Source organism: Mesorhizobium sp. CA14 (genome assembly GCF_020165195.1).
GTDB lineage: Bacteria > Pseudomonadota > Alphaproteobacteria > Rhizobiales > Rhizobiaceae > Mesorhizobium.
This window is the reverse complement of sequence record NZ_JAIUHR010000004.1, coordinates 178,359-191,198: the sequence shown is the minus strand read 5'-3', so window position 1 is coordinate 191,198 and position 12,840 is coordinate 178,359. Positions and strand designations below refer to the sequence as shown.

General features: G+C 62.9%; 14 protein-coding genes. 8 read left to right on the top strand and 6 right to left on the bottom strand.

Annotated features, from left to right (window positions below; translation table 11 throughout):
• Positions 1 to 16: 16 nt before the first annotated feature.
• Complete coding sequence (locus LB565_RS07285) at positions 17 to 1,798, bottom strand: adenylate/guanylate cyclase domain-containing protein (protein ID WP_224582452.1); 1,782 nt, start codon at positions 1,796 to 1,798, stop codon at positions 17 to 19.
• A gap of 419 nt (positions 1,799 to 2,217) precedes the next feature.
• On the opposite strand from LB565_RS07285, the gene LB565_RS07280 reads away from it, so the two are divergent.
• A complete protein-coding gene (locus LB565_RS07280) occupies positions 2,218 to 2,475 on the top strand; it encodes a PepSY domain-containing protein (protein WP_224582451.1) in 258 nt (85 codons plus the stop codon).
• A gap of 219 nt (positions 2,476 to 2,694) precedes the next feature.
• On the opposite strand, the gene LB565_RS07275 is transcribed toward LB565_RS07280, so the two are convergent.
• Together LB565_RS07275 and LB565_RS07270 are read right to left on the bottom strand one after the other, a co-directional pair.
• Positions 2,695 to 4,575 carry a murein L,D-transpeptidase gene (locus LB565_RS07275; RefSeq protein ID WP_224582450.1) on the bottom strand — a complete coding sequence of 627 codons (1,881 nt, stop codon included), beginning with the start codon at positions 4,573 to 4,575 and terminating at the stop codon, positions 2,695 to 2,697.
• A 220-nt stretch (positions 4,576 to 4,795) separates the two neighbouring features.
• A complete protein-coding gene (locus LB565_RS07270; protein WP_224582449.1) occupies positions 4,796 to 5,542 on the bottom strand; it encodes a 3-oxoacyl-ACP reductase family protein in 747 nt (248 codons plus the stop codon).
• 111 nt (positions 5,543 to 5,653) lie between these two features.
• On the opposite strand from LB565_RS07270, the gene LB565_RS07265 reads away from it, so the two are divergent.
• Positions 5,654 to 6,265, top strand: a complete 612-nt coding sequence (locus LB565_RS07265; RefSeq protein WP_224582448.1) for a TetR/AcrR family transcriptional regulator — start codon at positions 5,654 to 5,656, stop codon at positions 6,263 to 6,265.
• A gap of 72 nt (positions 6,266 to 6,337) precedes the next feature.
• On the top strand, positions 6,338 to 6,739 hold the full coding sequence (locus tag LB565_RS07260) for a rhodanese-like domain-containing protein (RefSeq protein ID WP_224582447.1): 402 nt from the start codon (positions 6,338 to 6,340) through the stop codon (positions 6,737 to 6,739).
• A 152-nt stretch (positions 6,740 to 6,891) separates the two neighbouring features.
• Here LB565_RS07260 and LB565_RS07255 read toward each other — a convergent pair whose 3' ends face one another.
• On the bottom strand, positions 6,892 to 7,800 hold the full coding sequence (locus LB565_RS07255) for an alpha/beta hydrolase (RefSeq protein ID WP_224582446.1): 909 nt from the start codon (positions 7,798 to 7,800) through the stop codon (positions 6,892 to 6,894).
• Positions 7,801 to 7,847: 47 nt separating this feature from the next.
• Between LB565_RS07255 and LB565_RS07250 the strand changes: the two genes are divergently transcribed.
• Entirely contained in the window at positions 7,848 to 8,300 is a 453-nt protein-coding gene (locus tag LB565_RS07250; protein ID WP_224582445.1) for a MarR family winged helix-turn-helix transcriptional regulator, read from the top strand.
• Positions 8,301 to 8,467: 167 nt separating this feature from the next.
• On the opposite strand, the gene LB565_RS07245 is transcribed toward LB565_RS07250, so the two are convergent.
• Positions 8,468 to 9,079 carry a pyridoxamine 5'-phosphate oxidase family protein gene (locus LB565_RS07245; protein WP_224582444.1) on the bottom strand — a complete coding sequence of 204 codons (612 nt, stop codon included), beginning with the start codon at positions 9,077 to 9,079 and terminating at the stop codon, positions 8,468 to 8,470.
• 86 nt (positions 9,080 to 9,165) lie between these two features.
• Positions 9,166 to 9,519 (bottom strand): gamma-butyrobetaine hydroxylase-like domain-containing protein, encoded by a 354-nt coding sequence (locus LB565_RS07240; RefSeq protein WP_224582443.1) that lies wholly within the window; start codon positions 9,517 to 9,519, stop codon positions 9,166 to 9,168.
• A gap of 259 nt (positions 9,520 to 9,778) precedes the next feature.
• On the opposite strand from LB565_RS07240, the gene moaA reads away from it, so the two are divergent.
• From moaA to LB565_RS07220, 4 genes are all read left to right on the top strand, one after another.
• Positions 9,779 to 10,774, top strand: a complete 996-nt coding sequence (gene moaA, locus LB565_RS07235; protein ID WP_224582442.1) for a GTP 3',8-cyclase MoaA — start codon at positions 9,779 to 9,781, stop codon at positions 10,772 to 10,774.
• A gap of 55 nt (positions 10,775 to 10,829) precedes the next feature.
• Complete coding sequence (locus LB565_RS07230; protein WP_224582441.1) at positions 10,830 to 11,324, top strand: hypothetical protein; 495 nt, start codon at positions 10,830 to 10,832, stop codon at positions 11,322 to 11,324.
• A gap of 113 nt (positions 11,325 to 11,437) precedes the next feature.
• On the top strand, positions 11,438 to 11,794 hold the full coding sequence (locus LB565_RS07225; RefSeq protein ID WP_224582440.1) for a hypothetical protein: 357 nt from the start codon (positions 11,438 to 11,440) through the stop codon (positions 11,792 to 11,794).
• A 122-nt stretch (positions 11,795 to 11,916) separates the two neighbouring features.
• Positions 11,917 to 12,837, top strand: coding sequence for a DMT family transporter (locus tag LB565_RS07220; RefSeq protein WP_224582439.1), 921 nt, complete (start codon positions 11,917 to 11,919; stop codon positions 12,835 to 12,837).
• Positions 12,838 to 12,840 lie beyond the last annotated feature (3 nt).

Below are 12,840 nucleotides of genomic sequence, written 5' to 3'. Positions count from 1 at the left end.
TTGTCGGCCCCGGCGATCATGCGGCAGACTTGGCCAGATCAAAATTGCCGATCAGGAAATTGTTCTTGGCCGGGTCGACGAACGGTATCCAGCGTATCCTCTGCTCGGAAAAATCGGGATGCCTGGTCATGAAAATCGCAAGCTCGCGCGCCGCTTCGTCGCGCCGGCCGCTTCTCATCAGCGCGCCTATCTTCAGGAATCTGGCATAGAAGTAACCCGGCGACAGGTTGAGCGAGCGCTCGGCCGTGGCGATCGCAGCCTGCCAGTCCTCGACGAAGCAATAGGCCGCGGCCAGTTCCCCCAGATTGTGGAAGCGATAAAGGTCGAACGGGCTCAATCGCTCGGTATCGAGGAAGAACGGGATCGCGCTGATCGCATCGCCAAGCAAAAGGTGCGCGCTGCCCATGGCCGAACGGGCGAAGGCAAAGCTCGGATTGATGTGGATCGCTTCGGCCAGATGCTCGGCCGCCAACGCCGGCAGGCCGCGCATGATGTCGGCGGCGCCGAGATAGGCATGCGGACGCGCATCGAGGCTGTCCATCAGAAGCGCCTTGCGCGCAAGCGTCTCGACTTTCTCCAGATCGTCGCTGTCGCCGAAACGCAGCCATGCCCGCCAGAAATACCACCATGCGAGCTCGTTGAGCACGGCGCTTGAATTCGGATCTTCCTGATAGGCCTTGTCGAAGAAGTCGAGCGCGATTTCGGTATCGCGACGTGTCCGCCTGTTCATGTGCCAGCGGCCGCGCCTGACCAGTTGCCAGGTTTCGAGGCTTTCCCACGGCACCTGGAACGTGCGCGCCTGCTCGGCACGATCGACCTCCTTGTCGAGGATGGAAACGATCTCACTGCCGATCTGGTCGCGCAGGCTGAAGATGTCGACGAGATCGCGGTCGAAGCGCTGCGACCAGACCAGGCGCCCGTTCGAGGTGTCGGTGAGCGACGTATTGAGGCGGATCTGCCTGTCGGAGCGCGCCAGCGTGCCGCTGACGATGTAGCGGGCGCCGAGCGCATTGCCGATGAGCCTTGTGCCCAGGCTGTCGTCGCGAAACTGGAAGCTGGACCCCTTGGCGATGACGGAGAGCCAGCGCGTGTTGGAAAGGCCGTATATGATGTCCTCGGCGATGCCGTCCGCCATATAACCGACATCGGGTTCGCTTCCGTTGCCCTGGAACGGCAGCACCGCGATTGCAGGGGGGCCTTTGGCGATCGGCCTGAAATGGCCGGGCGTGGCAGGGATGGAAGCGAAGGAAGCCGTCGCCGCGGGGCCGTTTCCGCCGCGGCCGGCGATCAGGACCCGCACCGGTAGGGCGATATTCTTCAGGCTGAATTCGCCGAGATCGGTGAAGACGGCCGACGTCTTGTCCTTCACGTGATGCCACGTCGTCGCCGAGATGGCGACGCCATCATGCGGTGCGAATTCCTGCAGCCGGGCTGCGATATTCACGTCGTCACCGTAGAGACGGCCTTCCCGGACGATAACGTCGCCGGTGTTGATCCCGGCCCGAAACGGCATGCGCATGTGCTCGTCGACCGCGGCGTTCAGCGCCACGATCCGGTCCTGGAAATCGAAGGCCGCCCGCAGGGCTTCGATCGGGTTGCCGAATTCGGCCATGATGCTGTCGCCGGCATCGCCGAACGTGCGCCCGCCAAAGGCGCCGCAACTGTCGGAGATGATGTCGCGCCTCTCCTCGAAGGCGGCGACGGCAAGCTCGTCGTCGATGCCCATCAGCCGGGAGAATCCTACGGCGTCGATCGAAATGATTGTCGCAAGCTGACGGGTATAATTCCGTTCAGCCATGATCGAGCCCCCAGTCCCCGCTTCCAGTCCAGAACAGGCGACCTGCGCTCAAAAAGAAACGCGTCGCCGTCTGCCGATGGATATCACCGGCAGGTCCGGCGCGCCGTTGCCACCCTGTTGTGATCAGAATTCTATCAGGGTCTTACCGAAAGCTCTACTACGAACAGCTAATATGACGAACTCCCCATACGGCGCATGGTTAGTCGTTCGTTACATCAGGCGACACATCCATATCACGCCCCTACCTTTTGAAATCAAACAGGCTTTCGCGCCGGGCAATGCTGGGTTGGTTACGAGCGGACATGGATCGGCCGCTCCGAGGCAAACGCCCCGGAAAGCGTTATTCTTACGCGGCGGAACCAACCTGCCCACGTGCGAGTTTCTGACCGCACCCGCCAACACGAGATCTGAGGGCTCTCATGCGCACTGTTGTTTTGGCAACCGGTATCGCGGCCTGCCTTGCCGGCGGATCGGCCTTTGCGGCGGACGACCGGCCACTGCCTCCGCAAAATGCCAAGAAACTCTCGGAGATCGTCGCCAAGGTCGAGCACCGCACCGACTTTCGCTATGTGAAGGAGGTTGAATGGGACAGCGACGGCTACACCATCACCTACTACACCACGGACAAGGCTAAGGTCCAAATCACCTACGATCCCGTCAGCGGCGAACCCAGATAGACCCCGCCCGCCCGCGGCCATTCCGCCAGACCTGCTAGGGCAAATGGCCCCTGCCCGATCCCCGGCATCTGTGTGTTAGAGCATGATCCCGACAAGTGGGAACCGGTTTTCGGAGAAGACCATCTCCAACAAAGCTAGCGCCTGAATACTCCTGTGCCGCGCTCCGACTGGTTGATCGCCGGGCGCGACGCCGGCTTCCGCCGGCCGTTGATCCACTGCTCAGCTTGACGGCGCGCGCACCGCTTCGGTCGTGTCCAATGCCTGCATCAGCTTGGAATCGCGGCCATAGACGTCGTCGAAATACTCGACCTTGCCGGACATGTCCGGCCAAGCGGTGAAATAGGCGACATAGACCGGAATGACGCGCGTGACATTCTCGGTCGAATGGCCGTGCTTCAGCTTCTCGGCGATGTCGTCGACCGTGGTGCCCAGCACGGCGGCGGCCATGCCGCGCGGATCCTGCAACCGCACGCAGCCATGGCTGAGCGCGCGCATGTCGCGCGCGAAGAACGACTTCTGCGGCGTGTCGTGCATGTAGATGGCATGCTTGTTGGGGAAGAGGATCTTCAACTCGCCCAGCGCATTGGCCTCGCTCGGCTGCTGACGCACGCTGAACGGAATGTTGGCGCCATAGGCACCCCAATCGACCGCCGCCGACGGGATGCGCTTGCCGCTACTATCCGTCACCTCATAGCCGGCGCGGTCGAGATAGCCCGGATCGCCGCGCAGCCTTGGCAGCATCTCGTTGACGATGATCGACTGCGGCACGCCCCAATAGGGATGGAAGTCGACCTGCTTGATCTGGTTGTAGAAGAAGGCGGTCTGGTTGGTGACCCGGCCGATGACCGCGCGGGTCTTCAGCTTCTCTTCGCCGTTGTCGATATAGCTGGCGGTGAAGGCCGGCTGGTTGATGAAGACGCGCGGGCTGCCGAGATCCGACGGCATCCAGCGCAGTTCCTCGAGCGCCACCTTGACCTTCTCGATCTTGTCGGCCTTCGACGCGCCGGACAGCGAAGTCACGGTGCGCGGGCCGATGACGCCGTCGCCCTTCATGCCGGCGCGCTGCTGCACGGCCTTGATCACCGGCACCAGCTCGGGTTCGTAGACCTCGCTCTTGCCTAGCCTGGCGAGCACCTCGCCGTAGCTGCCGCCCATCTCATCATCGAGACTGCGGGCGATCAGCGTCAGCAACTTTGGCAGTTCCGGGCTGCTCTCGCCCGGCTTGAGCAGCAATTTGGGATCGACGACGATCTCGTTTTCCTCACTGGCCTCGAGCGCCTCCAGCTCGACGCGCAGCGCCTGGTACTCGGCATTCTGCGGATGCCGCGATTCAAGATAGGTGCGGACCTCCTGAGTATGCGCCAGCGTCTTCAGCGCGCCTTCCAGATCGAAGGGCTTGGCCGGGAAATCGTAGTAACCGGTCATCCGGTTGGGGTCGACGCGGCCGCTCTGGGCATCATGCGCATAGCGCAGCACGCGCGCCGACAGCGCCACCTCGAAGCGGACCAGTTCCTTGGTCCGTTCTTCCGGTGTGGCGGCGGAACTGGCGGCAGCCGGGACATCGACGGAGTAGTCGGCCGGCGTCAGGCCGTAACTCGCCGCCTCGCCCAGGACGCGCACCGCATCCTGCGCACGGCTGTTGGGGGCATTGTCGCTCACCCAGATGAAATCCGGATTGGCCGAATAATAGGCGACCAGCGCTTTGGCGATATCCGGCTCGGCAAACAGCTCGTAATCGCTCAAGCCTGCAAGGGCATCACGGAAGCTGTTGCTCGTCACCGATGGGACAAAGGCGGCGTCCTGCGCGGTCGTCGGCTGCGGCGCCGGCAGCAGCGATTTGAAATCGACCCGCACAAGCTTGTCGGCCCTGTAGGTGTTGTAGGTTGGGCTGCTGATTCTGACGCCGCCACCATCCTCTCCGGCCGGCCGCACCTTGCGCGGCTTTGGCGGCGGCGGAAACTCGCCTTGCGGGTTGTGCCGGATGCCGCCGCCGAACAGCATGTCGAACAGCCCTTGCGCGCTTGCCAACTGCTGCCCGAGGGCAAGCGTCGCCGCGATCGCGATCGGCAGGACGGCCTTTTTGTTCCCGAGGATTTTCATGCTTCACCCGCACCGGTTGAAACCGGTTCCCGTTCCACGCCGCTGGACGGTCCCGCCCTCCGCAAGGCGGATGTATGACGTGACTATACCGATTCATACTGATTTCGTTAAGCTTCCATAAATTTTCGGGGCCGTGTTGCAGAACGGTTTCACATCATCGTGAGACCCAAAGCGGCGATTGCTCCGGCCCCCACGCGCTCGCAAAGGTGTCGAAAAACAATCAGGCGTTGGCGCCGCCATCTATGGTCAACGATGCCCCCGTGACGAAGCGTCCTTCAGGGCCTGCCAACCAGGCCACCATTCCCGCGATCTCCTCGGCCTCGCCGAAGCGCGGCGTCGCCATCTTCCGACGCTGGTGCTCCGCATGTGGCCCGTTGGCGGGATTCATGTCGGTGTCGGTGGATCCCGGATGAACAATGTTGGCGGTGATGCCGCGCGGACCGAGGTCGCGCGCCAGGGCCTTCGTCAGTCCGATCAGCGCCGCCTTGCTGGTCGAATAGGCGCTGAGGCCCGGATCCGTCACGCGCTCGGCCAGATTGCTGCCGATCGAGATGATCCTGCCGCCATCCGCCATATGCCGCGCAGCGGCTTTGGAAGCGACGAAAGGCGCTCTGAGATTGACCTCCATGCTCTCGTCGAAATCGGCGAGCGACAAGGTGTCGATCGGCGCGGCGCGCCAGATGCCGGCACTGTTGACCAGGATATCGAGCCGCCCAAATGCATCCATCGTCTCATCGACGGCGCTCTCGATCGCGCGGGCATCGCGGCCATCGGCCCTGATGGCGATGGCACGCCCACCGGCCGCTTCGATTTCATTGACCACGATGCGCGCCTGCTCCCCGCCATTCACATAGGTCAAGGCGACATTCGCGCCGTCACGCGCCAGTCTTTTCGCGATTGCCGCGCCGATACCGCGGCTGCCGCCGGTGACGAATGCGGCCTTGCCGCGCAACTGGTTGGAAGACATCGGATTCTCCTTAATGTAACGATCGATACATAAATACCTGCCAAGCTTGCCGGATGCCGTCAAGTGAATTATGTATCGATCAACACAGAAAAGAACCAACAGAAGGACATCATGCCGGAAAGAGGCCGCCCGCGAAGCTTTGATCGAGCGTCTGCCTTGCGCCGCGCAATGGAGGTTTTCTGGGCGAAGGGCTATGAGGGCGCGTCGCTGAGCGACCTGACCGCGGCCATGGGCATCAATTCGCCCAGCCTCTATGCCGCCTTCGGCAGCAAGGAAGCGCTCTTTCTTAAGGCGACTGACCTCTACACGCGCAGCGAAGGCACCGACATCTGGTCGACGCTGGAAGAAGCTCCGACCGCGCGGCTTGCGATCGAAGGCTTCTTAACCCAGACCGCCCGGGCCTACGCGCAGACCGACCGGCCGCAGGGTTGCCTCATCGCGCTCGGAGCCTTGCATCAGGATTCGACGCAAGGGCTGATCTGCCAGGATCTGCGCCGCCGCCGTGCCGAAAATCAGACGGCGCTTGAAAGACGTCTGGGACGGGCCGTGGCTGAAGGCGAGCTGCCTGCCGACTTCGACTGCCAAGCCGCAGCCACCTTCTTCGCTACTGTACAGCATGGCATGTCCATCCAGGCGCGAGACGGCGCAACCCATGCCGCCCTTATGGCGACCGTTGCCGGCGCTATGGCGGCGTGGACGACGATGGCCGGCGCCAACGCCTGACCCCGTGACAAACGCAAGTCTTTGTGATCGAAATTTCGGTGGCCGCAGCGAGCGTGGCCGGGAGGATTTGCCGTGAAGAAAGGTTATCGCCAGCTTCTCGACGAGGCGAATGCCGAGATCGAGGTCGTGTCGCCGGAGGAGGCAGCGGGGCTGCTGGAGGATGACGAGACGATTTTTGTCGATCTGCGCGACCCGCGCGAGGTCGAGCGCGACGGCAAGATTCCCGGCGCCAAGCATGTGACGCGCGGCATGCTGGAATTCTGGATCGATCCCGAAAGCCCGTATCACAAGACGTTCTTCGCCAGCGGCAAGACGTTCGTCTTCTTCTGCGCCGGCGGCTGGCGCTCGGCGCTTGCCACCAAGACGGCGCAGGACATGGGCCTGACACCGGTCAAGCATATCCTCGGCGGCTACACCGCCTGGAAGGCGGCCGGCCTGCCCCTAGAGCCGGGGCGGAAAAAGAAGGCGGACTGATACGCTGATTAGGGTGTGTTGAGATTCAGGTTAGGCCGAGCCGAGAACGATGATTTCCGAGAACCGGAGCGGAGCGTACTTGAAGTACGCGAGCACCGGAAGCGGAGGAAACCATCGTTCGCAGGCCGGCATCACCTGAATATCAACGCAGCCTAGTGCAGGGCCGTTTCCCGCTGCCCAGTCACGAAGCCGACAGAGCGCGCGACTACATCCCTGTCGGCGAGGATACGGCGGTGGCCGAGCCCGTCGGCCCAGTGCAGATGGACATGTTCGCCGGCGCCCGCATAACGCTTGGCATGGTCGGCATGAACCTCGCGATCGTCCGGCGCGTGGATGACCAGTGTCGGCACCGATGCTGCGGCCAGTTGGCGATCGCCGGTGAATTCGCTGAGCGGCCGCCCGGACAGATGCTTCACCCGGTCCGCCATGGCGACGCGCGAGCGCGGCCCGACATTCATCATGCGGCTGAAATCGTCGAAGATCGCGGGCAAGGAGCTCGGCGCGGCAATCAGCACCAGCTTTTGCGCCGGAAGCGGCGGCATGCCCTTGACCGACGCCGCGACGGCATTGGCGGCAATCGCGCCGCCGAAGGAGTGGCCGACGACGGCGGCAAAGGGGCCGAACCATTCGCCGGCGACCCGCGCCGCGTCCACGGCAGTCACCATGTTGAGATGGCGGCCGGGCGAATGGCCATGCCCGGGCAGGTCGAGCGAAACAACCTTGTAGCCGGCGCCGCGAAACCCTTCGATCAGGGCACGCATATATTCGGTGCGCGAGCGCCAGCCATGGATGACGAGCACCGTGCCGCGCGACTCCCTGCCCGGCTCCGGCCGGAATTCATGCACCGCGACGCAATCCGTCCTGGTCTTCAGCCTGTGATGGCGCGCCTCGGCCATGAAGGCTGAGGCTCGTTCGACAGCCCGGCGTTCGCCGTCGCTCAAGGCCTTGACGCTCGGTGTGCGGCAAAACAATTCGAACGCGGCGCGGCCGCTAAGACGCGGCGCAACATGCTCGGCCGCGCCAAAAACGCCCCGGATGACCTTCATTCCAAATGATGCCATATTGGCAGTCCATTCATTCGTTCAAGCATGAACATAATAGTTCAAACATGAACATTAAGCAAGAGCTGCCCTGGGACAATCCTCGCTTTCGCAACTGGGTTGCGGTGGCGCGCGCCTGCCATGTGCTGGAGCGCACCCTGGCGGTGAAGCTCGCCCCGCTCGACCTCAAGCCGGCGCAGCTCGACGTGCTGATGAACCTTTACCGCCACCCCGGCATGTCGCAGCACGACCTTGCCCGCAAGCTCTTGGTCGGCCGCTCCAACATCACCATGCTGTTGCCGCAGCTGGAAATCCGCGGCCTGTTGCGCCGCGAAGGCGACGAGAAGGACAAGCGCGTGCTGCGGCTGAACCTAACCGAGGCGGGCGAGGCCCTGCTGATGAAGGCGTTGAAAGTGCACATGGCGCTGATCGAGAAGGCGATGAGCCAGTCGACGCCGGAACAGTGCGACATGATCGGCGAGCAGATGCGCAAGATCGCCGACGTGCTGAAGGAAGCCTGAGCACAGGTTTGCTGAGACTTGGCTTAGGTGTGCTGAGATTTCGGTCAGGCCGAGTCGAAAATGGTGGGTTCCGAGAACCGGAGCGGAGCGTGCTTAAAGTACGTGAGCACCGGAAGCGCAGGAACCCGCCATTTGCAGGCCGGCCTCACCGAATATCGGCGCACCTGTCACCACATCGTCTTCTTGGCTCTTTCCGGCCATTCCTGGTCGTACTTCTGGCCGTCGATGTTCTTGCGGCTGGTGATCTCGAGGATCTGGCCGGGCGTCGGCAGCGACTTCGGGTCGACATGCCGGGCCGGGTTCCAGAGCTCCGAGCGCACGATGGCCCGGGCGCACTGGAAATAGACCGTGTCGACATCGATGACGGTGACGGAGCGGGCCGGCTTGCCGTCGACCATGAAGGACGCGCAAAGCTCGGCATCGGTCGTGATATGGGCGCGGCCGTTGATGCGCAGCGTGGTGCCCGAGCCCGGCACCAGAAAGAGCAGCCCGACGCGCGGATCGCGAATGATGTTCTTCAGCGAATCGGCGCGATTGTTGCCGCGCCTGTCAGGCACCATCAGAGTCTTGTCATCGACAATGCGCACGAAGCCAGCGAGATCGCCGCGCGGCGAGCAGTCGAGGCCCTCGGACCCGCTCGTCGCCAGCGCCACGAAGGGCGAGGCCTCGATGAAGGCGGCATATTCGGGAATCACATGGTCGAGTTCCTTGACGACCGAAGCCTCGCCCGGCAGGCCGTAGAGGGCCTCGAGCTGTTCGACGGATGTGATGCGCGACATCTCTTTCGTCTCCTGACCTTTTGCCGGCGCTACTCCATGTCCATGACGCCTTGACGACAGCCGGCATTGGATTGCCACGCGCCGGGCTAGCGATCCCGGCTCATCCCCTTCTCGGCCAGCTCGGCGAGATAGGCGTTCCAGCGCTCGTCCTTTTCGTGGCCGAGCGTATGCAGATAGTTCCAGGTGAAGATGCCGGTGTCGTGGAAATCATCGAAGGTGATGCGCACCGCATAATTGCCGACCGGCTCGATCTTGAGGATCGCGACATTTCGCTTGCCCGGAACTGTCACCCGCTGCTCCGGCGAATGGCCCTGCACTTCCGCCGATGGCGAGGCCACGCGCAAGAACTCCGCCGGCAATTCGAACGGCTGATGTCCCGGAAAGGTCACGGTCAGCAGCTTGCGGTCTTTCGAGACCCTGAGTTCCTTTGGCGCGGTCATCACTGTCCTGTGTGGGTTGCGCCCTTCCCTACGCCGCTTTGCACGATCCGGAAAGACCGGTGCCAATGCATGTCGCCCAGAAGTGTGCAGCGGTTCTGGGACAAACGACATGCATCGGACAAACACTTCAGCCAGCCGACACGCGATGTCGGTCGGGGAATGTTACCAAAGATCAAGAGCTTCTATCTTGAATGCGGCATTGGATCGTATCACATAGCTGTATATAACGACGCCGCTCAGGCCACGGGAAGCGCTTGCAATGGACATGATCGACCCCTTCGGTCGCACGATCAGCTACCTTCGCGTGTCGGTCACCGACCGCTGCGATTTCCGCTGTACCTATTGCATGGCCGAGGACATGACCTTCCTGCCGAAGAAGGATCTGCTGTCGCTCGAGGAGCTTGACCGGCTCTGCACCGTTTTCATCGAGAAAGGCGTCAAGAAGCTCAGGCTGACGGGCGGCGAGCCACTGGTGCGCAAGAACATCATGCATCTGGTGCGCCAGCTGTCGCGGCATCTGGAGAGCGGCGCCCTGGAAGAGCTGACGCTGACCACCAACGGCTCGCAGCTGTCGCGCTTCGCAGCCGAGCTCGCCGATTGCGGCGTCAAGCGCATCAACGTCTCGCTCGACACGCTCGATGCCGAGAAATTCCACCAGATCACGCGCTGGGGCAATTTCGGCAAGGTGATAGAGGGCATCGACGCCGCGCAGAAGGCCGGGCTGAAGATCAAGCTCAATGCGGTCGCGCTGCGCGACTTCAACGATGCCGAAATCCCCGAGCTGATGCGTTGGGCGCATGGCCGCGGCATGGACCTCACCCTCATCGAGACGATGCCGATGGGCGAGATCGAGGCCGACCGCACCGACCAGTATCTGCCGCTGTCGCTGCTGCGCGCGGCGCTGGAGCGCCAGTTCACGCTCGCCGACATTCCTTATAAGACCGGCGGCCCTGCCCGCTATGTCCATGTCACGGAGACCGGCGGCCGGCTCGGCTTCATCACGCCGATGACGCATAATTTCTGCGAAAGCTGCAACCGCGTGCGGCTCACCTGCACCGGCACGCTCTATATGTGCCTTGGGCAGGAGGACGCCGCCGACCTCCGGGCGCCCCTGCGCGCCTCCGAAGGCAACGAACTGCTCGGCGAGGCGATCGACGAGGCCATCGGCCGCAAGCCCAAGGGCCATGACTTCATCATCGACCGCCGCACCAGCCGCCCTTCGGTGTTGCGGCATATGAGCGTCACCGGCGGCTGATTTTTTCCACGATTTGGTGCAGAATCACCTTCGGTCATTGACCAAAGGGGGGATTATGCAACGCCTGCAGCGCATCGGTTGGTCGTCGGTAGCGGCCATCTTGTCCCTGTCGACAATCATGACGACGACCGCAACGGCCAAGCCCTTCACTTACGTGAATGCGCGGTTCGGCCAGTCATGCACATTTCCCGACGACATCTTCGATCAGCCGATGCCCGAACCGGAAAACGGCGATGGGCAGCAATGGCTTAGCGCCGATGGCGCCAGCCTGACCTGTTCCGGCATCTATAATGTCGACAACGACACCCCGAAAGGTTTCGTCGATGAGGAGAAAGCCCGCACCGAGCCGAACTACAAGGTCACCTATAGCAAGACCGGCAAGAACTGGGCGGTGCTTTCCGGAACCAAGGACGGCAAGATCTTCTACGAACGACGCTTGTTCGGAAAGGACGACGTCGTCCGCACCATCTGGATCGAATACCCCGCCGCGCTCAAGGCGAAATACGACGCGCTGGCCGGCTCGATCGCCAAGAGCCTGCGCGGCCCTTGAGGTCAACCTGGCCGCACTGAAAATAAAGCGCTGGCGTCGCCTTCCACCCGATTTACCGCCGGCCTTTTCCAGCCTAGCCTTCGCGCGCGATTTTCGCTCTAGGGGGAGTGCCCATGCGCACATTCATGCTTTCATTTGCAATGCTTGGGGTTGCTTCCGTATCGGCCGCGGCTCAGTCGATCGGCGGCACCTACACCGTCGCCGGCACCAATTTCGACGGCTCGAAATATGGCGGCGAGGCAACCATCACGCTGACCAGCGACACGACCTGCACGATCCATTGGGAAACCGGCGGCTCGACCTCGGACGGTATCTGCATGCGTAACGACGATGCGTTTTCCGCCGGCTATGCGATGGGCAAGGAAGTCGGTCTCGTCGTCTACAAGATCGAGAAGGACGGCTCCCTGCACGGGCTGTGGACCATCGCCGGCCAGAACGGCAACGGCACCGAAGTGCTGACGCCGAAGTAAGTCTTCCAAAGCTCGGCCAATCGATCTCACGGCCACGCGGAAATTCGTGGCCCATTTCTTTGCCGTTGCTGTTTTCCGGCTGCCTGCTAGACGCTGATCTAGAATTAAATTCGGAAACGCCTTTGCCCCTTTCGCCAAATCTGCGCGGCGCGCTGTTCATGGTCGTGGCCATGGTCGGCTTCACCTTGAACGATGCGATCACCAAATTCTCGTCCGAATCGATGAACATGGCGCAGGTCATGCTGGTGCGCGGCGCCTTCGCGTCCCTGTTCGTCGGCCTGCTCGCCTGGCGGCGCGGCGCGCTTGCCAATCCGGCCGCCATGCTGCAGCCGTTGGTGGCGACGCGCGTGGCCGGCGAAGCCGGCGCCACGGTATCGTTCCTGATCGCGCTTGCGCATTTGCCGATCGCCAACGTCTCGGCCGTGCTGCAGGCGCTGCCGCTGGCGGTGACCATGGGCGCGGCGCTGTTCTTCGGCGAAGGTGTCGGCTGGCGGCGCTGGCTCGCCATTGCCGTCGGCTTCGCTGGCGTGATGATCATCGTGCGGCCGGGTTTCGAGGGCTTCAGCGTCTACTCGCTGCTGGCATTGGCGAGCGTCGCCTGCTGCGCGGTGCGCGACCTCGCCACCAAGCGGATCCCAGAGGCGATCCCGACCATGCTGGTGTCGACGGCGACCGCGCTTGCCATGACCGTGCTGGGCGCGCTGCTTTTGTCGCCTATGGGCGGCTGGATGCCGATGAGCGGCAGGGCGACCACGCTGCTGGCCCTGGCAGCGGTGCTGGTGCTGATCGGCTATCAGTTCATCATCATGGCGATGCGCTCGGGCGACATCTCCTTCATCGCGCCTTTCCGCTACACGGCCCTGCTCTGGTCGATCCTGCTCGGCCTCGTCATTTTCGGCGACGTCCCCGACCTGCCTATGATCGTCGGCGCCGCCATCATCATCGGCTCGGGCCTCTATGCGCTCTACCGCGAGCGCATCGTTGGCAGGCAGCAACCTGCCGCCGAAAGCACTGGACCCGACATGGCGCCGGACGGCATATAGGCC